The 21103-nt window shown below is 63.5% G+C and carries 23 protein-coding genes; 12 read left to right on the top strand and 11 right to left on the bottom strand.

What is annotated here, in order from left to right:
• Positions 1–114 precede the first annotated feature (114 nt).
• Positions 115–1269 carry a PA0069 family radical SAM protein gene (locus NKJ89_RS04880; RefSeq protein WP_023759068.1) on the bottom strand — a complete coding sequence of 385 codons (1155 nt, stop codon included), beginning with the start codon at positions 1267–1269 and terminating at the stop codon, positions 115–117.
• Positions 1270–1417: 148 nt separating this feature from the next.
• Between NKJ89_RS04880 and NKJ89_RS04875 the strand changes: the two genes are divergently transcribed.
• A complete protein-coding gene (locus tag NKJ89_RS04875) occupies positions 1418–1936 on the top strand; it encodes a glycosyltransferase (RefSeq protein ID WP_352600402.1) in 519 nt (172 codons plus the stop codon).
• 146 nt (positions 1937–2082) lie between these two features.
• Positions 2083–3057 (top strand): hypothetical protein, encoded by a 975-nt coding sequence (locus NKJ89_RS04870; protein ID WP_023759070.1) that lies wholly within the window; start codon positions 2083–2085, stop codon positions 3055–3057.
• 95 nt (positions 3058–3152) lie between these two features.
• Here NKJ89_RS04870 and moaB read toward each other — a convergent pair whose 3' ends face one another.
• The 6 genes from moaB to NKJ89_RS04840 form a co-directional block, all read right to left on the bottom strand.
• Positions 3153–3707: a molybdenum cofactor biosynthesis protein B gene (gene moaB / locus NKJ89_RS04865; RefSeq protein ID WP_352600400.1), complete on the bottom strand. Its 555-nt coding sequence runs from the start codon at positions 3705–3707 to the stop codon at positions 3153–3155.
• Positions 3694–4593: a 4-(cytidine 5'-diphospho)-2-C-methyl-D-erythritol kinase gene (locus NKJ89_RS04860; protein ID WP_352600758.1), complete on the bottom strand. Its 900-nt coding sequence runs from the start codon at positions 4591–4593 to the stop codon at positions 3694–3696. Before NKJ89_RS04860 ends, moaB begins: the two co-directional genes overlap by 14 nt.
• 26 nt (positions 4594–4619) lie before the next feature.
• Positions 4620–4805, bottom strand: a complete 186-nt coding sequence (locus NKJ89_RS04855) for a membrane protein (RefSeq protein WP_027023000.1) — start codon at positions 4803–4805, stop codon at positions 4620–4622.
• A gap of 140 nt (positions 4806–4945) precedes the next feature.
• Positions 4946–5809: a S49 family peptidase gene (locus tag NKJ89_RS04850; RefSeq protein WP_352600398.1), complete on the bottom strand. Its 864-nt coding sequence runs from the start codon at positions 5807–5809 to the stop codon at positions 4946–4948.
• Positions 5810–5888: 79 nt separating this feature from the next.
• Entirely contained in the window at positions 5889–6689 is an 801-nt protein-coding gene (locus NKJ89_RS04845) for a tRNA1(Val) (adenine(37)-N6)-methyltransferase (protein WP_023759074.1), read from the bottom strand.
• Positions 6689–6913 carry a putative signal transducing protein gene (locus tag NKJ89_RS04840; protein WP_023759075.1) on the bottom strand — a complete coding sequence of 75 codons (225 nt, stop codon included), beginning with the start codon at positions 6911–6913 and terminating at the stop codon, positions 6689–6691. The genes NKJ89_RS04845 and NKJ89_RS04840 overlap by 1 nt, the downstream gene beginning before the upstream one ends.
• Positions 6914–7119: 206 nt before the next feature.
• Here NKJ89_RS04840 and NKJ89_RS04835 point away from each other — a divergent pair, with 206 nt between their 5' ends.
• The 5 genes from NKJ89_RS04835 (at position 7120) to NKJ89_RS04815 (ending at position 12056) form a co-directional block, all read left to right on the top strand.
• A complete protein-coding gene (locus NKJ89_RS04835; protein WP_023759076.1) occupies positions 7120–8136 on the top strand; it encodes a polyprenyl synthetase family protein in 1017 nt (338 codons plus the stop codon).
• Positions 8137–8238: 102 nt separating this feature from the next.
• The gene (locus NKJ89_RS04830; RefSeq protein ID WP_023759077.1) at positions 8239–8907 is read left to right on the top strand and encodes a GntR family transcriptional regulator; all 669 of its coding nucleotides are present in this window, start codon (positions 8239–8241) and stop codon (positions 8905–8907) included.
• Between the two features lie 107 nt (positions 8908–9014).
• The gene (locus tag NKJ89_RS04825) at positions 9015–9605 is read left to right on the top strand and encodes a biotin transporter BioY (RefSeq protein WP_352600396.1); all 591 of its coding nucleotides are present in this window, start codon (positions 9015–9017) and stop codon (positions 9603–9605) included.
• The gene (locus tag NKJ89_RS04820) at positions 9602–10045 is read left to right on the top strand and encodes a DUF1284 domain-containing protein (RefSeq protein WP_352600394.1); all 444 of its coding nucleotides are present in this window, start codon (positions 9602–9604) and stop codon (positions 10043–10045) included. The genes NKJ89_RS04825 and NKJ89_RS04820 overlap by 4 nt, the downstream gene beginning before the upstream one ends.
• A gap of 235 nt (positions 10046–10280) precedes the next feature.
• On the top strand, positions 10281–12056 hold the full coding sequence (locus tag NKJ89_RS04815; RefSeq protein WP_352600756.1) for a tetratricopeptide repeat protein: 1776 nt from the start codon (positions 10281–10283) through the stop codon (positions 12054–12056).
• Between the two features lie 98 nt (positions 12057–12154).
• Here NKJ89_RS04815 and NKJ89_RS04810 read toward each other — a convergent pair whose 3' ends face one another.
• Positions 12155–12616: a GNAT family N-acetyltransferase gene (locus NKJ89_RS04810; RefSeq protein WP_352600392.1), complete on the bottom strand. Its 462-nt coding sequence runs from the start codon at positions 12614–12616 to the stop codon at positions 12155–12157.
• 210 nt (positions 12617–12826) lie between these two features.
• Between NKJ89_RS04810 and NKJ89_RS04805 the strand changes: the two genes are divergently transcribed.
• Entirely contained in the window at positions 12827–13747 is a 921-nt protein-coding gene (locus NKJ89_RS04805; RefSeq protein WP_352600753.1) for a glycine--tRNA ligase subunit alpha, read from the top strand.
• A 3-nt stretch (positions 13748–13750) separates the two neighbouring features.
• Here NKJ89_RS04805 and NKJ89_RS04800 read toward each other — a convergent pair whose 3' ends face one another.
• Positions 13751–13927, bottom strand: a complete 177-nt coding sequence (locus tag NKJ89_RS04800; protein WP_352600390.1) for a hypothetical protein — start codon at positions 13925–13927, stop codon at positions 13751–13753.
• A gap of 195 nt (positions 13928–14122) precedes the next feature.
• Between NKJ89_RS04800 and NKJ89_RS04795 the strand changes: the two genes are divergently transcribed.
• Together NKJ89_RS04795 and NKJ89_RS04790 are read left to right on the top strand one after the other, a co-directional pair.
• Positions 14123–16930, top strand: coding sequence for a glycine--tRNA ligase subunit beta (locus NKJ89_RS04795; protein WP_352600388.1), 2808 nt, complete (start codon positions 14123–14125; stop codon positions 16928–16930).
• 108 nt (positions 16931–17038) lie between these two features.
• Complete coding sequence (locus tag NKJ89_RS04790) at positions 17039–17434, top strand: hypothetical protein (protein ID WP_352600386.1); 396 nt, start codon at positions 17039–17041, stop codon at positions 17432–17434.
• Here the strand turns inward: NKJ89_RS04790 and NKJ89_RS04785 are convergent.
• Both NKJ89_RS04785 and NKJ89_RS04780 read right to left on the bottom strand, forming a co-directional pair.
• Positions 17342–17728 (bottom strand): hypothetical protein, encoded by a 387-nt coding sequence (locus tag NKJ89_RS04785; protein WP_352487352.1) that lies wholly within the window; start codon positions 17726–17728, stop codon positions 17342–17344. The two genes, NKJ89_RS04790 and NKJ89_RS04785, sit on opposite strands and share 93 nt — an antisense overlap.
• A 163-nt stretch (positions 17729–17891) precedes the next feature.
• Complete coding sequence (locus tag NKJ89_RS04780; protein WP_352600384.1) at positions 17892–18368, bottom strand: hypothetical protein; 477 nt, start codon at positions 18366–18368, stop codon at positions 17892–17894.
• Between the two features lie 194 nt (positions 18369–18562).
• Here NKJ89_RS04780 and NKJ89_RS04775 point away from each other — a divergent pair, with 194 nt between their 5' ends.
• Positions 18563–19537 (top strand): L-threonylcarbamoyladenylate synthase, encoded by a 975-nt coding sequence (locus tag NKJ89_RS04775; RefSeq protein ID WP_352600382.1) that lies wholly within the window; start codon positions 18563–18565, stop codon positions 19535–19537.
• Positions 19538–19545: 8 nt separating this feature from the next.
• Complete coding sequence (locus NKJ89_RS04770) at positions 19546–20976, top strand: FAD-binding oxidoreductase (RefSeq protein WP_352600380.1); 1431 nt, start codon at positions 19546–19548, stop codon at positions 20974–20976.
• Positions 20977–21103: the final 127 nt, after the last annotated feature.

The following is a 21103-nucleotide window of genomic DNA, read 5'->3' as shown; positions in this document are numbered from 1 at the left end:
GTCCCTCCGGGTCGGGTGGGGCGCCGGACCGGGAGGGCACCGTCTGCAGGCCGGGGCGGGCCGGACGGGATTCCTGTGCTGCGGCAGATCAAGCCGCCGCAGTGAATTGCATTCTCAAAGCAGCGTCAGCTGCAGTTGGTCTTTGGCAGCAGCAACGAACTGGTCGGTCCGCAACGTGCGCCGTTCGGCATTGAGGCCGAGCCGCTTGGCTGCGATCTCGAAGCGCCGGCCGATCTGCCAGGCATAGGGACCGGCGCCCTTCATGCGCTTGCCCCATTCCGAATCGTAGTCCTTGCCGTCACGCATCGAGCGGATCAGCGACATCACGTGGCGGTAGCGGTCGGGGTAGTGGCGCAGCAGCCAATCCTTGAAGATCGGGCTGACCTCCAGCGGCAGGCGCAGCACGACATAACCCGCCTCGCGCGCACCGGCGGCGCGTGCCGAATCGAGGATGCGTTCCATCTCCGGATCGGTCAATCCGGGAATGATCGGCGCCACCATGACCGACGCCGGAATGCCGGCATCCGAAAGCTGCCGGATCGCCTCCAGCCGCCTGGTGGGCGTCGACGCGCGCGGCTCCATGGTGCGCGCCAGCATGCGATCGAGCGTCGTCACCGACAGCGCCACCTTGGCCAGCCCCCGCTCAGCCATGCGCGACAGGATATCGATGTCGCGCGTCACCAAAGCGGATTTGGTGACGATGCCGACCGGATGACCGCGCGCCTCCAGCACTTCGAGGATCTCGCGCATGATCCGGTATTGCTTCTCGATTGGCTGGTAGGGGTCGGTGTTGGTGCCGATAGCGATGGTTCGTGGCTGGTAACCGTCCTTCGACAGCTCCTTGTCGAGCAAGCGCGCCGCATCTGGCTTGGCGAACAACTTGGATTCGAAATCCAGACCCGGCGACAGACCCATGAACGAGTGCGTCGGCCGGGCAAAACAATAGACACAGCCGTGCTCGCAACCGCGATAAGGGTTGATCGAACGATCGAAGGAGATATCGGGCGATTCGTTGCGGGTGATGATGGTGCGCGGCTTCTCGACCTGCACTTCGGTCTTGAAGGGCGGCAGTTCTTCCAGCGAATTCCAGCCATCGTCGAAAACATGCCGGCTGACCGGCTCGAACCGACCGGACGGATTGATGCCTGCCGACCTGCCGCGGTTGCGGTCCGGCCGGACACGCACGCCACTCTGCTCGATCATCGCATTGGCCATCTCGGCCCGTCCAGCTCCGAAAGCTGCAATGTCGGCGCGCACGATCTGTTCCATCTTCGCCCGCTCCCAAGGACTGTCCGTGTTGTGTCGAATCGCTCTGTTCATGAAATTATTCCTATTCTGTTGATGAGAACAAAGCAAGAACTTTTTATGGCTCGCTGGATAACTGGCGCTATGCCGCGCTTTCCGCTATCGGCTAACGATGCTTAGTGTTCTCATCGAAACCTGCAATGACGAGGAAGGGCTTACCCGCACGCTCGCCTCGCTGATTGGCGGCGCGGTTGAGGGCGTGGTGCGTGACGTCATCGTCTGTGACACGGGCTCTACCGACCAGACGCATCGTGTGGCCGAGCATGCCGGCTGTCACTACGTGACGGGCGGCATCGCCACGGGGATCCGGCAAGCCAAGGGGGACTGGTTGCTGCTTCTGGAGCCGGGCGCACGATTGATGGAGGGCTGGATCGACGCGGTCGTCGACCATACGGCCAGGCAAACCATGGCGGCACGGTTTTCGCGGGCGCGCGGCAGCCGCAAGCCGTTCCTGGCTCGCGTCTTTTCCGCAAACCGTGCCTTGGCCGACGGATTGCTGATCACCAAGCGTCAGGCCTCGGCCAGGAGTGCCGTCAGCGCCGAGGCCATCGCCCGCGGCCTCGCGACAAAGCGGCTCGACGCCGAGATTTGGATGGCGCCGGCGAAGCGGGAACGCCGCTCTCCGCGCTGAGTTTTTTGCACCTGCTCTGGTCATTGTGCATTGCACAAAATCTGACACGCGGTTAGCTTCCGGACAAAGCGGGTGAGTTGGGTTTGGGTCATGCCGAGTGGTGAACACCGATGCAGCATTGGTGGTGCCCTTATATCGAGGACCCGATGAATCTTCCAACGCCCGACAAATCCGGCACGGCCAGCCTAGAGGCCATTGCGCGCAACGGCAGTCTGCTGCGGCGTATCGCCGTGCGCATTCCAACCTATCTGACGGACCTGCGGGAAAACCCTGCCTGGCTGCCGATGTTTGTGCTGGCGCGCACTATGCCCGGGCGCCGCATGCATTGGCTGGGCGCAAAACGCGCCCGCCCGGTCGCGGATACGGGGGATACGATGTTCGCCGGTGTCGAACGTGAGGCAGTAGTCGAAGCGCTGCGCACCGACGGGCTGTTTTCGGGCCTCGTCCTGCCGTCTGATATCCATGAGGAGATCGCCGATTTCGCCCAGCGCACGCCTTGCTTCGGCAATTTCGACCGCCGTCTCGAATTCATGCCGGATGAACATGCGGAAGCTGAGAAGCGCTTTGGCCGCTCGCTGCTCAGCGGGCACTTTTTCGAGCGAATCCTTGATTGCGAGGCGGCGCTCGCCATCCAGCGCGACCCGCTGCTTCTAGACATTGCCGCGCACTATCTCGGCGGTCAGGCAAAACTGATCACGACGCGGGTCTGGTGGAGTTTTCCGACGGGTGCCGCTTCGGACGCCGACAAGAACCTCGCCTCGCTCGGCAAGTATCATTTCGACCTCGACGATTGGCGCATGCTGAAATTCTTTTTCTACCTCAAGCCGGTCGATGCCGAGACCGGTCCACACGTCTATGTGCGAGGCAGCCACAAGCGACGCAGCCTCAAGCATCAACTCACCCTCCTCGTCGGCCATTCCGCGCGAGAGGTCCTGGATGTCTATGGCGAGCAGAGCCCGGTGACATTGACTGGAGAAGCAGGACTAGGTTTCGTCGAGGACCCCTTCGGCTTCCACATGGGCACCGTGCCGTCGCGCAGGCCGAGGTTGATGATGGAAGTCGGCTTCGGCGTATCGCCGCCGTCGCGCCGCCGCTTTCATGGCGAGCCGGTCATCCGCTGAGAGCTGACGACCCGAAGTTCATCTCGACAGGCATCCGGTGAGCACGGCGCCGGGCTTTGCGCAGCGCCCGTGGAGCCGCCGCTTGGCCTCGGCTTTTAGGGAGCCGATTTGCCGCGCCGCAGATGCTCGTCCAGACGCGGCATGATCTCTACGAAGTTGCACGGCATGTGCCGGTAGTCGAGCTGCGCCTTCAGGATGCCGTCCCAGGCGTCCCTGCAGGCGCCGGGTGAGCCCGGCAGCACGAAGACGAAAGTGGCGTTGACGACGCCGCCGGTCGCCCGGCTCTGGACCGTCGAGGTGCCGATCTTGTCGTAGGAGATGCGGTGGAACACTTCCGAAAAGCCGTCCATGCGCTTTTCGAAGATTGGCTCCAGCGCTTCCGGCGTCACGTCGCGCCCGGTGAAGCCGGTGCCGCCGGTGGTGATGACGACATCGATATCCCTGTCCCGCGACCACGCCAGAACCGTGTCGCGGATTTTCTCGCGGTCGTCGGTGACGATATCGCGGGCAGCCAGTATGTGGCCGGCCTCGGCGATGCGGTCTGCCAGCGTCTGGCCGGATTTGTCGTCGGCAAGGCCGCGCGTGTCGGAAACGGTCAGCACCGCGATGCGTATGGGAATGAAGGAACGGCTCTCGTCAATTCTGGCCATCAGCTCCCTCCGAGGCGATGCTGCGCGTCGCGGCGACGAACCAGTCGGGCTGGCGACCACGGATCTCGGCGGCGGCGCGCTTGGCGACATTGCCGGTTTCGAACAAGCCGAAGCACGTGGCGCCCGACCCGGACATGCGTGAAAAACCCGATCCAGCCTTGTTCAGCCAGGAAAGTGCCCTGCCGATAGCGGGTTGCATCGCAATGGCTGCCGGCTCGAGATCGTTGCGGGTGATCTCCAGCCAGTTGCGCAGGCTGTGGAAGTCGATGCTGCGCGGCAGCGGCGGTAGCGCTTCGCTGTCGCGACGGGCAAGCGCTGCGAAGATGTCGGTCGTCGAGACCGGCGTGCCCGGATTGACCAGCACCAGCCCCAGCGTCGAAAAATCCGGCACCATCGAAAGCTCGTCACCAATGCCGCGCGCGACCAGCGGCTTAGCGGCCAGGCACATCGGCACGTCGGCGCCAAGTAAGAGGCCGATCCGCGCCAGCTCGACGCCATCGATATCCAGGGCCCATATCTCTACCAGCCCGCGCAGCACGGCTGCCGCGTCGCTCGAACCGCCGCCGACGCCGGAGGCAACCGGCAGGTTCTTTTCGAGCTTTATCGAGATAGGTGGGGTCTTCTCTTGCCCGACCGCCTGTCGCAGGGCATCGCGCGCCCTAAGCACCAGATTGCTGGCGTCGACAGGGACGGCCGGCGCGTAGCGGCCTGACACGACAAAATCATCAACTTCGGCCAGCGCGATTTCGACCCTATCGCCAAAACGGGTGAACACCGCCAGGCTCTCGATCAGATGATAGCCGTCAGGGCGCCTGCCGGTGACATGCAGCGCAAGATTGATCTTGGCGTGCGCATGCCAGGTGCGTGAACCGGTGTGGATGTCCACCGCGTCAGTCACATGTGAAATGATGCTCAGTCCTTGGCCAGCCGGTATTCGCCGGTCTTCGGATCCTTGACCAGCGTCCCCATCGCGCCATTGGCCGCCTGCTTTTCGGTGCGCCGCACTTTGGCGGTCACGCGCTCGGCCTCGCGGATGAAAGTGCGGTAGCCGAAATAGGCGGCGACGCCAACGACGGTGAAGAAAATGATCTGAGGCATGCCAAAACTCCTCCCACGCTGGGCCGGCGAAGGCGGCCGGTAGGTCGGTTGATACATGTCGCCCAAAGGTGGATCCGGTTTTGGGAACACGACATGCATAAGATTTCAAGCTTCTTATGCTAGACGGTTTCGCCGGGTTTTCAAAGCCCGAAGCGCGCCCATGATGCGCGCTCTTCCGCCGCATCGATCACCCCGCTCGCGGCCGCGGCGGCGATGTCGGGCACCGAAAAGCCCATTCTCGAGCCGAATAGGCCGAAGCGGCCGAGGAGACCGCGCGGTGCCGTGATCAGCCGGAGCTGGGTCTTCTCCCCGAAGCGTGTCTTCAGCACCGTCCGCATGTCGCCGAGCGCATCGACCAGGCCGAGTTCAAGGCCCTTGATGCCGGTCCAGAACAGGCCGGTGAACAGGTCCGGATCGTCCTTCAGCTTGGTGCCGCGCCGCTCCTTGACGAGGTCGATGAACGTGCCGTGCACCTCGAGCTGCAACGCCTTCAGCCGTTCGACGTCTTCCTTCTTCTCCGGCTTGAACGGATCGAGCACTGCCTTGTTCTGGCCGGCGGTGTGGACACGGCGCTCGATCCCGATCTTCTTCATCAGTTCCGGGAAGCCGAACGAGGCCGACACCACGCCGATCGAACCGACGATGGAGGACGGATCGGCAAAAATCTCGTCGCCGGCGACCGCGATCATGTAGCCGCCCGATGCCGCAACGTCCTCGACGAAAACCAGCACCTTTTTGTCCTTTTCGGTTGCCAGATCACGGATGCGCTTGAAGATCAGCCGCGACTGCACCGGCGAGCCGCCGGGCGAATTGATCGAGATGGCGACCGCCGGCGCGTCGTAGGAAAACGCTTTCTCGATGAGGCCGGCGGTGGAGGCCAGGGACAGGGTCGGCCGCAACTGGCCGCCACCGGCCATGATGGTACCGTGCAGCCGGATGACCGGAATGGTGACGACGGTGGAGCGCCAGGATTTCGGCAGCAGGCGGTTGATAAGTCGTTTCACGAGGGCACGGTCTCCGGTCGATGGGTTGCTGGCATGTAGGGATTCCCCGGCCAACAGCAATGTGGGCCCCAAGAATAGCTCAATCTCCGAACAAAGAGGCAAGCCCGTTGGTGATCATTTCACTGCGCTCATCAGGACCGTTGCCCGACTGCGCGTGCAGCATCAGCGGCGGCCGGATGGCAAGTCTTCCCCGTGCGCCGAGCGCCGCCCGCACAATGATGCGGATCGCCGCCGCGTCTGGGCGCGGGTGGACGGCAAGCATCTCGGCATCGCCGAAGCGGCCGGCGATTGCATCGAGAATCGAGCCGAGCTGTTCGGGTCGGGCGATGACGGCAAGCCGGCCACGCGGCCTGACCACCGCCGCGGCGCTCCGGATCCAGCTCTCGAACGCTCCATCCTCCATGACATGCGCTTCCTTTCGCAGGCGATCGGATGTGGCGCGGTCCCGCGCGGCGTTGAAAGGCGGGTTCATGATGACGAAGTCGAAGTCGTTGTCGGCGAGGCCGGCGGACGCCCGCGCCCGGCCCGATACGGTAACATCAGCGACGACCACCGAGGCGCGATCGCTGAGATGGGCATTGCCGGGATGGGCAAGGGTGGCCGCAGCGAAGGCCGCCATTTCCGGCGCGCGTTCGACAAGCACGGCCTCGGCCGCCAGGCAGCGCGACAGCACCGCCAGGCCCGCAGCCCCGGCTCCGGCGCCGAAATCGGCCAGACGCCCGCCAAAGGAAGATGGCACCGACGCGGCCAGCATCATCGCATCCATGCCGGCGCGATGACCGCCTTGCTTGGGCTGCACGAGCCAGAACCGGCCGCGATGGAAAGCATCGACCGTATGGGCCGGTGTGTCCGGGATAAGGGTGGCCGGCGCGGCGGGCATTATTTTCCACGGATCTCGTTGGCGATGCCGGCATCCGTCAGGATGCGCCGTGCCGCGTCGGCCTTGTCGGCGTCGACCATGACGCGCCGCGGCAGGATGCCGAGCGAGCCGTCGAGCACGCTCATGTTCTGGTCGGCGACGAAGCAGCCGATGCCGGCATCGCGCATAAGCGATTCGACAAAGGAGATAATGACGGCGTCGTTGGTGCGAATGAGCTCTATCATCGGGCGAAACTCTCAGTTTGCAGCGCTGATGTAAACGGGTAGGTGGATTGCCCTGGCAAAGCAGAACTTCCTTCGCCGCCAGTTGACAGCCTGTCATCGCCGCCGCGCCAATTCGCCTCTTGCCGTGGATGTGCCTGCCGCCCTAGAGTCCAAGCAGGGATTAAGGGTGCCGTCGCACGCGTTATACCAAGACGGGAGTGATTGTCGTGGGTGTCGTTCTCAACATCGAAAACGGGAAGCGGGAGCCCGCCTCCATCAAGGAGATGATCGATCTGACTGCGGCCGATATGGGGCGCGTCAACGAATTGATCCTGTCCAAGGCCGGCTCCGACGTCGAGATGATCCCCGAAATTGCCAACCATCTGATCTCGTCCGGCGGCAAACGATTGCGGCCGATGCTGACGCTCGCCGCCGCGCAGATGTTCGGCTATGCCGGCGAGGGCCACGTCAAGCTCGCCACGGCGGTTGAATTCATGCACACGGCGACGCTTCTCCATGACGATGTCGTCGACGAGAGCGGCATGCGCCGCGGCAAGAAGACCGCCCGCATGATCTGGGGCAATCAGGCGAGCGTGCTGGTTGGTGACTTCCTGCTCGGCCAGGCCTTCCGCATGATGGTCGATGTCGGCTCGCTGGAGGCGCTCGACATCCTGTCGAGCGCGGCTTCGATCATCGCCGAGGGCGAGGTGATGCAGCTTGCCGCCGCCAAGAACCTGGAGACCACCGAGGACGAACATTTCGCCGTCATCAAGGCCAAGACCGCGGCGCTGTTTTCTGCGGCTGCCGAAGTCGGTCCGGTCATTGCCTTGGCGACGCGTAACGACCGTGCGGCGCTGCGCTCCTACGGTATGAACCTCGGCCTTGCGTTCCAGCTGATCGACGACGCGCTGGATTATGGCGGCACCAGCAAGGATCTGGGCAAGAATGTCGGCGACGATTTCCGCGAGGGCAAGGTGACGCTGCCGGTCATCCTCGCCTACCGGCGCGGCACCAAGGCTGAGCGCACCTTCTGGAAGCGTTCCATCGAGGACAATGCCACCGATGACGCCGGCCTGGAAAAAGCGATCGGCCTGATGACACGCCACGGCGCCATCGCCGACACGATCGGGCGCGCCCGCCATTTCGGCGAGATCGCCCGCGATGCGCTGGCGCCGCTGGAAGCGACGCCGCAGAAATCGGCGCTGATCGACGTCATCGATTTCTGCATAAGCCGGGTGAACTGAAGGCTGGACTTTAGCGACGCTTCCTCTGGCTTACGCTGGAAGTTTTGCGAATTCGGTCCCGCCGTCTCGACAAGCTGCCTCGCCGCAAATTATCTATAAAAGATGGCAAAGGGCACAGACGACACCATCGCGGTCCGCATCAGCAAGGTACTGGCGGACCGCATCATCTCCGGCGCGATCGAGCCGGGGGCCAGGCTTCGGCAGGATCATATCGCCGAGGAATTCCAGACAAGCCATGTTCCCGTACGCGAAGCGTTTCGCCGTCTCGAGGCGCAAGGGCTGGCCGTCGGTGAGCCGCGCCGCGGCGTACGTGTCGCGGCTTTCGACCTGAGCGAGGTCAAGGAGGTCGCCGAAATGCGCGCCGCGCTCGAAGTGCTGGCGCTGCGCCACGCCGCGCCGCATCTGACATCGGCCATTCTCGACCTTGCCGAGGAAGCGACCAGGGCCGGCGACAAATCCCGCGATGTCAGGTCCTGGGAAGAAGCCAACCGCGCCTTCCACCGGTTGATCCTGTCGCCGTGCGGCATGCCGCGTCTGCTCGCCACCATCGACGACCTGCACGCGGCAAGTGCCCGCTTCCTGTTCGCGGCCTGGCGCTCGGAGTGGGAGACACGCACCGACCAGGATCATCGCGCGATACTCACCGCCTTGCGGCAGGGTAACACCGAATCGGCAGCCGCGACACTGGGGCGGCATGTCCAGTGGATCGGCCGCAAGCCGGTCAGGACGGCCTCTGGCACGACACGCGAGGCCTTTGCCATCGTGGGCTAGGATGACGCCTTGCACAGGCAGGGCTTGCTATCTTGGGGGATTTGTGGATTCGATAATAGATCGAAAACAGAAATTATCTATAATTTGCAATCGATCAAAGGAATCCCATGACAGACGTTGCATTCTCGTCCGGCAAGCCCTCGTTCAGTCCGCTCCGGCTTCAGGGCCGCCCTCTTGCCTGGCAGGTTGGAGCCGTCGTGCTCGGCACGCTGTTCCTGGCGCTGTCGTCCTACATCGAAGTACCGATGTTGCCGGTTCCGGTGACCATGCAGACCTTCGCCGTGACGTTGATCGGCGCACTCTATGGCTGGCGGCTTGGCGCCGTTACCATCGCCGCTTGGCTGGTCGAAGGCGCGGTCGGCTTTCCGGTGCTGGCCGGAGGCGCCGCCGGCGTCCAGCATTTCGTCGGACCAACGGGTGGCTATCTCTTCGCTTTCCCAATCGTCGGCGCCTTGGTCGGCTGGCTGGCCGAACTCGGCTGGAACGGCAACCGGGTGATGCTTGCCTTCGCCGCCATGCTGCTCGGCAACCTTGCCTGCCTGGTTCTCGGCACCATGTGGCTCGCCATCATGATCGGCGCCGAACAGGCCATCACCTTCGGCTTCCTGCCATTCATCGTCGGCGGTCTGCTGAAGTCGGCGCTCGGTGCCGCGACACTCATGGCTCTCCCCGGCAGAGCGAAGCCGGCCAATCCGTGACGATCAGGCTGCGCGCCCATCACCTCCTTTGCCTGCTCACCTATGTGGGCAAGGGATACAGTCCCGCCTTCACCGCCAACTATGACGGGATCGCGGAGCGCCTGAGCCGGGGCGAGGACATCCTCCTCGTTTCCGGCGCGGACGATGTCTGCGGCCCGTTGCTCGACGAGCCGGAGCCGCATTGTCTCAACGAGAGCGTCTACGAGCGCGATCGGCTCGCGGCACAGGATTTGGAGGAATTGCTGGCGCTCCCAATCCGCGTCGGCGCCAGCCTCGATCTCGATGCGTCGATGCTGGCCCGGATGCGGCAGGCGTTTTCCGCCGGCCGCGTGCGCAAGGCCTGCGGCGGCTGCGAATGGAGCGGGCTGTGCAGCACGATTGCTGCTGGCGGATATGTTGACACGCTGGTGCAGCAGTCTGCCTCGCTGGGCGAACACTGACATTGGCGTCGAGCCCCGCGGTCGAATCTGTGATATGCTCCGATCCGCGCGACGCCATGACCGAAATTCAAGATCGGAAAACCGTGGGCCGTCGCCATGATTTGTTAATCGGGTGCCCGGATTGTAAATTCGAGGCGGATTGAACCGCGACCCCAAAAAGGCCATGCTTTATCATGAAGATGGAGTCTACGCCGATCCCGCTGATGCGGAGATGGGCCTGGCTGAAAGGAATACGATGCGGCAAGGACGTGCGCGCTGGCTGACAAGGCTGGCAATTGTGACCGGCATGGCGATCTCGGCTCTGCCGGCCTATGCCAAGCAAACCACCGAACCGGTCAAGATCACGTCGTTTTCGGGCGCTTATCTGGCGGCCCGGATCGCCGAAGGCGACAATGACCTCGACAGCGCCATCGGCTATTACAAGCAGGCATTGGCCTTCGACCCGAGCGACACCGGCCTGCAGCAAAGCTTGATGCTGTCGCTGATCGCGCAAGGCCGCTTCGACGAGTCCCTGGTCTATGCCGACAAGCTCAAGGAAGTTCCCGATGTCGAGCGCTTCTCGCGCCTGGCGCTGGCCGTCGATTCCTTCCACAAGAAGGATTTCACCAAGGTACAATACTGGCTCAAGCTGTCGGTGGAATCCGATCTCGACCGGCTGCTCTCCGGGGTCATGTCCGGCTGGGCGCAGCAAGGCGCCGGTGAGGCCGCCGATGCGATGGCCTCCATCGACAAGTTGCAGGGGCCGGATTGGTTCGGTCTGTTCAAGTCGTTCCATCGCGCATTGATTGCCGATGCGTCCGGTATGCCCGAAAAGGCTGATGCGATCTACGCCGCGACCATGCAGGATACGGCCGCCGGTGGTGCGGCTCCCGAAACCTGGATGCGCAATGCGCAGGCCTATGCCTCGTTCCTGGCCCGCAAGGGCGACAAGACCAAGGCAATGTCGGTGCTCGATCAGGCCGAGGCGTTTTCGCCCGGCAAGCTGGAAATCGTCGCCCTGCGCGACAAGATCGCCAGGGGCGACAAGATCGCGCCCTTCGCTGCCGGTCCGTCGGACGGCGCCTCAGAAATTCTGCTTGATCTCGCCACCGCGCTCAACCGTGGCGGCGGAGAGCCGTTCGTCCGTCTCTATCTGCAGTATGCTCTGGCGCTGAAGCCCGACAGCGATGCGGCACTGGTGCAACTCGCCGCAGTGTCCGAGCAGTTGAAGGACGGCGAGGGCGCCATCGCGCTCTATCGGCGGATCCCCGCCACTTCGCCGCTGAAGGAGCTTTCGGAGCTGCAGCTCGGCCTCAACCTTGCCGATCTCGACCGTCATGAGGAGGCGATCACCCATCTGAAGACCTTCGTCGACGCCCACCCCGACGACATGCGCGCCTATCTGGCGCTCGGGGGTGTCTATTCCTCGAAGGACGATTTCCGCTCGGCCGCCAATCTCTACGACAGGGCTGTCGAGGCGCTGAAGACGCCGACCGCGGCCAACTGGAACATCTTCTACCAGCGTGGCATTGCCTATGAGCGGCTGAAGGAATGGCCCAAGGCCGAGCCGAACTTCCGCAAGGCGTTGGAATTGGTCCCCGACCAGCCGCAGGTGCTGAACTATCTCGGCTATTCCTGGGTCGACATGAACATGAACCTCAAGGAGGGCCTGGCGATGATCCAGAAGGCCGTCGACCTCAGGCCAAGCGACGGTTACATCGTCGATTCGCTGGGGTGGGCCTATTTCCGCCTTGGCCGATTCGACGATGCCGTGCGCGAAATGGAACGCGCCGTGTCGCTGAAGCCGGAAGATCCGGTTCTCAACGACCACCTTGGCGATGCTTACTGGCGCGTCGGCCGCAAACTGGAAGCCACCTTCCAGTGGAACCAGGCCCGCGACCTGAAGCCCGATCCCGATGTGCTGGCCAACTTGCAACAGAAGCTGATGAAGGGCCTGCCGCCGATCGAATCCAACACGGCGCAGGAAACCCCGAAGGTCAAGCCAGAGCCGGTGCCCGCCCCGAAGGGGTGAAATCGGTTTTTTTGAATGCAACGGGGCTTTTCGGAGCCCCGTTTCGTTTGTGGATGGCTGTTGCGCCCCCGACAGGCGCCGATAGGCTCGGAATTGCCTCAGAATAGCTTCCGGTAGACGACGAAGCCGGAACGTTCGCCGATCTTGTCATAGAGCTTCATCGCGGTCTGGTTGGTCTCGTGCGTCAACCAGTACACCCTGCCTGAGCCGGCGGCCTGGGCGCGCTCGTAGACGCCCTCAATCAGCGCACGGCCAATGCCTTTGCCGCGGGAGGCCTGTGTGGTGAAGAGGTCCTGCAGATAGCAATTCGGCGCGATCGCCGTGGTGCTGCGATGGAAGAGATAGTGCACGAGGCCGAGAAGCTGTCCCTCGCTCTCGGCGACCAGCGCATGAACCGGCTCATAGGCATCGAAGAAACGGGACCACGTCATCGCCGTGATCTCGCCCGGCAGGGCTGTTTCAGCCGAGCGGCCATAAAATGCGTTATATCCGTCCCACAGCGGCAGCCACTGGTCGAAGTCCTGACGCGTGACGGGACGGATGACGATCGGGCTGGGCATGGTTGACCTGTTGTCATTGAGGTGGACGCATCGAACAGACCTCAGGTGCCCAAGGCTGGCAATGGACCAGCCGCTCGCAAAGCTTTCAACTGTACGTTCGCGGGGGACGGCGGGCGCCTTGCTTGACGCCTCGCCGCCGGGTCACTAGGACGTGCCGGCAAGCTAGCCTGTGCTGCCGAGGCCCCCGTGACGATTGAAATCCCCGCCCATATGCATCCCAGCCGCTCGTTCCAGGGGCTGATCCTGACCTTGCACAATTACTGGGCGGCCTATGGCTGCGTCATCCTGCAGCCCTACGACATGGAAGTCGGCGCCGGCACCTTTCACCCGGCAACGACGCTGCGCGCGCTCGGACCGAAGCGCTGGAACGCCGCCTACGTCCAGCCCTCGCGCCGGCCCAAGGATGGGCGTTACGGCGAGAACCCGAACCGGCTGCAGCACTATTACCAGTATCAGGTGATCCTGAAGCCGAATCCGCCCAATTTGCAGGAGCTCTATCTCGGCTCGCTGGCGGCGATCGGCGTCGACCCGCTGCTGCACGACATCCGCTTCGTCGAGGACGATTGGGAAAGCCCGACGCTGGGCGCCTGGGGCCTCGGCTGGGAATGCTGGTGCGATGGCATGGAGGTGTCGCAGTTCACCTACTTCCAGCAGGTCTGCGGCATCGAATGCGCGCCGGTGGCCGGCGAACTCACCTACGGGCTGGAGCGGCTGGCCATGTATGTTCAGGGCGTCGACAATGTCTACGACCTCAACTTCAACGGCCGCGAAGGCGCCGACAAGGTCACCTATGGCGATGTCTTCCTGCAGGCCGAGCAGGAATATTCGCGCCACAATTTCGAATACGCCAACACGGCGATGCTGTTGCGCCACTTCGAGGATGCCGAGGCCGAGTGCAAGGCGCTGCTCGATGCCGGCGCGCCGGCGTCGAACGACAATGCGCCGATGCACCGCATGGTTTTCCCGGCCTACGACCAGTGCATCAAGGCCAGCCATGTCTTCAACCTGCTCGATGCACGCGGCGTGATTTCGGTCACCGAACGGCAGAGCTACATCCTGCGGGTGCGCAATCTGGCGAAAGCCTGCGGGGAGGCATTTTTGAAGACGCAGGCAGGCGGCTTGGCGGCCTGAGCTTCAGGCCAGCTTCATCATCGCGAGCGAAGCGTGAATCGGCATCGCGTTCTGAGTGCCGGTACCGTCGATCGTGCGCAATGCCTGCCGCACGCCCGGCATCGAGAAGGCGCCGTGGACCTGTCCGGTGAAGCAGGCGCCGAGCGCGAGGATCTGCAGAAGTCTGGATGCCGTTTTCATGGTCGTTGAGCCAAATGTTCCCTGCCTGAGCGTGGGTCGCTTCAGCGCTGCGTTAGGTTCATGGAAATCTTTGATCCAAGGACGAGCGGGATCGTCTCGTCCCGACAGGGACGCCAAAATTTGTGGAAAGGGTGACAGCGGCCAGCCGAGTTGCTATGCCCCGCCCGGACCTCTCTCCCGCATGAGCTGACCCTGATGCCTGACCTGCTTCTAGAACTTCGCTCCGAGGAAATCCCCGCCCGCATGCAGCGCAAGGCGGCGGGTGACCTGAAGAAGATGCTGACCGACGGTCTGGTCAAGGCGGGGCTGACCTATGAGGCGGCACGCGAGTACTGGACGCCGCGGCGCCTGACGCTCGATATCAGGGGCCTGACTGCACGCTCGAAAGATATAAGCGAGGAGATCAAGGGGCCTTCGACCTCAGCGCCCGAACAGGCGGTGCGAGGTTTTCTGCGCAAGGCAGGGCTGGCTTCCGTCGCCGAGGCGCATGTCCATTCCGACCCAAAGAAGGGCGACTTTTACATCGCCCATATTTCGAAGCCGGGCAGGGCGGCGGAAGACATTATCGCCGAGCTGGTGCCTGATATCATCCGCAGTTTTCCATGGCCGAAATCGATGCGTTGGGGCCCAGCCTCGGCCAAGCCCGGCTCGCTGCGTTGGGTGCGGCCGCTGCAATCGATCCTGTGCACCTTCGGCCCGGAGACCGAGGAGCCGGTGGTGGTCGATTTCGAGATCGACGGCATCCGCTCCGGCAACATCACCTATGGCCACCGTTTCCATGCGCCTGATGCCATCACGGTGCGCCGCTTCGACGACTATGTTTCCAAGCTGGAAGCGGCCAAGGTCGTGCTCGATGCCGACCGCCGCAAGGAGATCATCCTTGCCGACGCCCGCAATCTTGCCTTCGCCAACGGGCTCGACCTGGTCGAGGACGACGGGCTGCTGGAAGAGGTGTCCGGCCTGGTCGAATGGCCGGTCGTGCTGATGGGCGAGTTCGAGCAGGCTTTCCTCGCCATACCCGCTGAAGTGATCCGGCTGACCATCCGCGCCAACCAGAAGTGCTTTGTGACATCGCGCCCGATCTCCCCCCCTGAGGGGGAGATGTCGGCGAAGCCGACAGAGGGGGTCGCCTCGCGTGAAGCGCTGGCGCCATCTGTGCCGAGCCCGATCGAACCGACCCCCTCTGGCCTGCCGGCCATCTCCCCCTCAGGGGGGGAGATCAGCCAGCTTTCCAATCGCTTCATCCTCACCGCCAACATCGAGGCCAAGGATGGCGGCAAGGAGATCGCCCACGGCAACGGCAAGGTGGTGCGCGCGCGCCTGTCCGACGCGCTCTATTTCTGGACGACCGACCAGGGCGATTTGCCGGATCTCGGTGAACTAGAGGCATCAGCAAAGAAATTCGGGCTCGATCTGAGCAAGCCGCTCGACCAGCGCATGGCGCGCCTCGACCATCTTGGGGTGACTTTCCACGCCAAGCTCGGCACACAGGGCGAGCGGGTGGAGCGGATTGCGCATCTGGCCGAAGAACTGGCGCCGATCGTGGCGCAGTCGATCTCCCCCCTTGAGGGGGAGATGGCCGGCAGGCCAGAGGGGGTCGTCTCGCGTGAAGTGCCGACATCCTCTGTCCGCGATGTAGCGCCGCGTCCCGTCGTGCCGACCCCCTCTGTCGCCTTCGGCGACATCTCCCCCTCGAGGGGGGAGACTAGTGCGCTTGCCGCCCGCGCCGCTGTCTTGGCTAAGGCCGATCTCACCACTGAAGTCGTCGGCGAGTTTCCGGAACTGCAGGGCGCCATGGGTCGCAAATACGCTTTGCTGCAGGGCGAACACCCATCCGTGGCCGCGGCCATCGAGGAACATTACAAGCCGCAGGGCCCTTCCGACCGCGTACCGAGCGATCCGGTTTCGATCACCGTGGCGCTCGCCGACAAGCTCGACACGCTGGCTGGCTTCTGGGCCATCGACGAGAAGCCCACAGGGTCGAAGGACCCCTATGCGTTGCGTAGAGCGGCGCTGGGTGTGGTGAGGATCATACTGGAAAACAGGATCAGGATTTCGCTGGATGTCGCCATCGCAGCGACGGTGGCCTCGGCCCTCACCGCATATGAACGATCGGGAGAGGGGGTTGAGTGCCGTGGTCTGGTGGCGATGCTCGATTCCCGCATACGCGACTACAAGGGAGCAAGCCAGTTGTTGTCGGAAGCTGGCTTGATCTCCAACTTGTTGAAGGGTGGATTGGCCAAAGCAAATTCGGAAACCATCGGCGCCGCCGATCAGGAACGAGAGTTCTTCGACGGCCAGCGAATGATGGAATTGGAAGCATCACTTTCGCCATTCATCGCCGATCTCCTCGCCTTCTTCCACGACCGCCTCAAAGTCCACCTCCGCGACCAGGGTGCACGCCACGACCTGATCGATGCGGTGCTGGCGACAAGTTCGCGCCCGATCTCCCCCCTTGAGGGGGAGATGTCGGCGAAGCCGACAGAGAGGGGCGCTGTCCCGCCGTCCTCTCAGCGCCAAGCGCCCCCCTTTGCCCTGCCGGGCATCTCCCCCTCAAGGGGGGAGATCGGCCAATCGTCCAATGCCGACCTGCTGCAGATCGTCCGCAGAGTCGAAGCGCTGGGCTCCTTCCTCGACTCGGAGGACGGCAGGAACCTGCTCGCCGGAACCAAGCGCGCGGCCAACATTCTGGCCGCCGAAGAGAAGAAGAAAACGGTGATTGCCGAAACCGTTGAGCCGGCATTGTTGCGCGAGGTTGCCGAGAAATCGCTGTTTGCGGCGGTGAATCAGGCCGAGAAGCAAGCCGGAGAAGCTGTTCAAAACGATGACTTTTCCGCCGCGCTGCTGGCGCTTAGCGTGTTGCGTGAACCGGTTGATTCATTCTTTGAGCACGTTCTCGTGAATGATGAAGACCAGGCCGTGCGTGCCAACCGCCTGGCCCTGCTCGCCCGCATCCGCGCGGCCACCGGTCAGGTGGCGGATTTCTCGAAGATTGCCGGTTAAGGACTGAAAAAATATCTTCCAGCCGGCCGTTCGAGCCGGCTTACAGTCATATGACGATGATCTCTCCGTGGCAAAAGGGGCATGTTCCCAAACCCCACGGAGGCTTCCATGAATTCCGATCACGACATCGATGTGACAGAAGAAACTCCCGCCGAGGCGCTCGAATCCACTTCCGAAACCATCCTCGATCATGCCGCGGCCGCCGCGGTCGAAGCCGCTGACCTCTCGGATGACGACGAAGACGTTGAAGATGAGGAAGAAGGCGACGACGGCGTGAAGGCCGAAGGCGACGAAGAGTCCGAAGAGGACGACGACAACGAAGAAGCGGCCTGTTTTGCGGCGGCGTTTTGTTGGTTTGGAGGGGGGGGGGGCGCTGACGCGCCCCCCCGTCTGTCAGTCGTTCCGCATCCTTCAGTTTTCCAGGACGCTGACGCGCACGCTGTTTTCGTAGACGTCGACCTGGATCAGCGGTTCGCCATTGACGATTGCGCGCTTGGTCGATGAACTCATCGCGCCGCCACGCTCCAGCATGCGTTGCAGATCGGCGCGCTGGTCGTTGGTCCTGAACCAGCCATCACCCTCGTCGTCGCTGTCGCGGCGGTGGAACTTGTGCCAGTTGGCGCGGTCCTGCCGTACCATTTGCGCGGCATTGTCCAGCGCATAGCCGTCACTCGCCTGATGGTCCCGATCGGAAATGCGAGCGACATAGGATCCCAGCATCTCATCGGCATGAGCCGTGCCGCCAAGCAATGAAGCCAGCAGAAGCCCTGCCGCGGTAACGGCTTTGAATTTTCTCATGATCTAACCCCCTTGCCCCTAACGATGAAATCCCGTCTCCCGGGGCCGCTCGACGCGATAGCGTCCAGCGGCTGACATAAAACTGAAACGGCCTGGCAATGGTGCGCCGGGCGCCAGACGGCAGTCAAGCCACGCATCAATGCCAGGCGATCGTGAGCCGAAGCTATTTGGAATAGCCATTGGGAGGCATCCGCTGACCGGGCGCCGGCGCCGGGGCGTTCGGCGGGGCGGATTGGTTCTCGGCATTGCCCGACGGGGCTGCGGAGGCGGTGGCCGTTGCCGGCACAGTGCCTGCCGCTGGCTCGGTGCCTGTGGCTGGCGCAGCAGCTGCGGCGGGTTCGGCGGTTGGCGTCGGAGCCGAGAAGGCAGGACCGGCAATGCCGCCGCGAATGACCATCGGGCTTGGCTGGAAGCCATGCCTGGCCTCCGGCTTGTCCGGGATCGCTGCCACCTTTTCATCGGTGACGCCGGGCTGGGCATCACCGACCGCCACCACCGACTTCGCATCGCTGGCCTTAGGTGCGCCCAGCTTGATGATCGACGGTGTCGCGGACGACGCGCCCGGGAAAACGAGAGACGAGGCCTGAGCCCCGCCGGTTGCCACCGCAAGAACTATACCCAGCAGGATACGCACAGACACGATGACCTCTCCCCTTTGCCCAGAGACTGCACAATAGCAGGCCCGAATTGATACCGGCTTTCGTGGAAGCATAGCATTTTAGGAATTGATAAATCGCCAAAGCCCAGGCTTGTCCGACAATGCCTTGCCATAACAGTCGACTTGCCCAACGGCCGCCATCGTACTACGCAACCCGCATCTGCGAGGTGACGAGAGTGGCTGAAATTCTTGCCGTCGGCGAGGCGATGGAGCAGGCGCTGGCGCTGCTCAGGGGTGGCGATGTCGTCGCCATCCCGACGGAAACCGTCTACGGGCTGGCCGGCGATGCCACCAACGGCATCGGTGTGGCGCGCATCTTCGAAGCCAAGGGACGGCCGCGCTTCAACCCGCTTATCGCCCATGTCGGCGATATGGCGATGGCAGAACGCCACGCGCTGTTCGATCCGCTGTCGAAGAAACTGGCGCTGACATTCTGGCCCGGTCCGCTGACGCTGGTGCTGCCGCAACGGCCCGGCAACGGCATCCATCCGCTGGTCACTGCCGGGCTCGATACGATTGCCTTGCGCATGCCGAGGGGTTTTGGCGCTGACCTGATCGCCAGGCTCGGCCACCCGCTTGCCGCGCCCAGCGCTAATTCATCCGGCAAGATCAGCGCAACGACCGCGCAGGCGGTGGCGGCGGATCTCGGCGCGCGGATCAAGCTGGTCGTCGATGGCGGCGCGACCCCGGTCGGGCTGGAATCGACCATTATCAAGGTCGAGGGCGCAGCATTGCGGCTGCTGAGGCCCGGTGGCATCGCCGCCGAGGAGATCGAGGCGGCCGTCGGCATGGAGCTGTTGCGCGGCGGTGCCACCGACATCGAGGCGCCAGGGATGCTTGGCTCGCACTATGCGCCGGGCGCTGCGATGCGGCTCAACGCCGGGACGGTCGGTGCGGGCGAAGCCCTGCTCGGCTTCGGCGGCCAACGGGCGGCAGGCTGGCGAAACGCCGCCGCGTTCCTCAATTTATCCGAAGCCGGAGACCTGCGCGAGGCGGCGAGCAACCTGTTCGCTTTTATGCAAGAGCTTGACTGCAGCGGCGCGCTGACCATCGCCGTCGAGCCGGTTCCGTTCGACGGGCTGGGCGAGGCGATCAACGATCGGCTTTCGCGTGCCGCCGCCCCTCGTGACAACATGCTGCCCACGACGTAGTTTTCCGCATGACCGAAAATTCAGCCAAACTGGATCCCGCTCTCATTGATCGCTTCGCGGCGATCGTCGGCGACAAATATGCGCTGCGTGACGAGCAGGATATCGCGCCTTACCTCATTGAGCGGCGCGGGCTCTGGCACGGCGTGACATCGCTGGTGCTGCGGCCGGGCAGCGTCGACGAGGTCAGCCTGATCATGCGGCTGGCGACCGAGACAGCAACGCCGGTCGTGCCGCAAAGCGGCAACACCGGGCTGGTCGGCGCCCAGGTGCCGGACAGGTCCGGCCGCGAGATCATCCTGTCGCTTTCGCGGCTGAACCGCATCCGCGAGATCGATGTCCTGTCCAACACGGTGACGGTCGAGGCCGGCGTCATCCTGCAGACGCTGCAGGAGGCGGCCGATGCCGCCGACCGGCTGTTTCCGCTGTCGCTGGCCGCGCAAGGCTCCTGCCAGATCGGCGGCAACCTGTCGTCCAACGCTGGCGGCACCGGCGTGCTTGCCTATGGCAATGCGCGCGAACTCTGCCTCGGCGTCGAAGTGGTGCTGCCGACCGGTGAGGTATTCGACGATCTGCGTAAGCTGAAGAAGGACAACACCGGCTACGATTTGAAGAACCTGTTCGTTGGCGCCGAAGGCACGCTCGGCGTCATCACCGCCGCCGTGCTCAAGCTGTTCCCGAAGCCGAAGGGTCGGGAAGTCGCATTCGTCGGCCTGTCGTCGCCCGAAGCCGCGCTCTCCCTGTTTAGCCTGGCGATGGACCGCGCCGGGGCAGCACTGACCGCCTTCGAACTGATCGGCAAGCGGCCATACGACTTCACGCTGGCGCATGCCCAGGGCGTGGTGCGACCCTTGGTCGACGATTGGCCGTGGTATGTGCTGATGCAGATTTCGTCCGGCCGTTCATCGGAAGATTCGAGAGCGTTGATCGAGGACGTGCTCTCGGCGGGCCTCGAGCAGGAATTCGTCGGCGACGCTGTTATCGCGGCAAGTCTCGGGCAGGGCGATGCCTTCTGGATTTTCCGCGAGGTGTTGCCGGAGGCGCAGAAACCAGAGGGTGCCTCGATCAAGCACGACATTTCGGTGCCTATTGCATCGATCCCGCGCTTCATCGAAGAAGCCGCCGGCGCGGTGGCGTCGGTGAGCGCCGGGGCCCGCGTGGTCTGCTTCGGCCATATGGGCGATGGCAATCTCCACTATAACATCTCGCGGCCCGTCGACGGCGACGACGAGGCGTTTCTCGCCCTCTATCATCCTATGAACAAGGCGGTGCACGACGTGGTGCGCAGCCTGCACGGTTCGATCTCTGCCGAGCACGGCATCGGCCAGTTGAAGCGCGACGAACTGATCGCCACCGCGCCACCGATAGCGATCGATCTGATGCGCAGGGTGAAGGCCGCCTTCGACCCGGCCGGCATCATGAATCCCGGTAAGGTTATCTGATCCTTTCAACTTCTTGTGGCTGGTGGCATTCCGATAACCATCCCTGAGATCAGCAAAATTTAACCGACTTTCTTAAGCGGGGCGGTAAGGAGCCCGCGCTACTGTCTCCATACAAACGAGGCTGGAA

It is taken from the genome of Mesorhizobium sp. M0047, assembly GCF_040323315.1.
Lineage (GTDB): Bacteria > Pseudomonadota > Alphaproteobacteria > Rhizobiales > Rhizobiaceae > Mesorhizobium.
The sequence above is the reverse complement of the archived record's forward strand: the minus strand, read 5'-3'. Positions and strand labels throughout refer to the sequence as shown.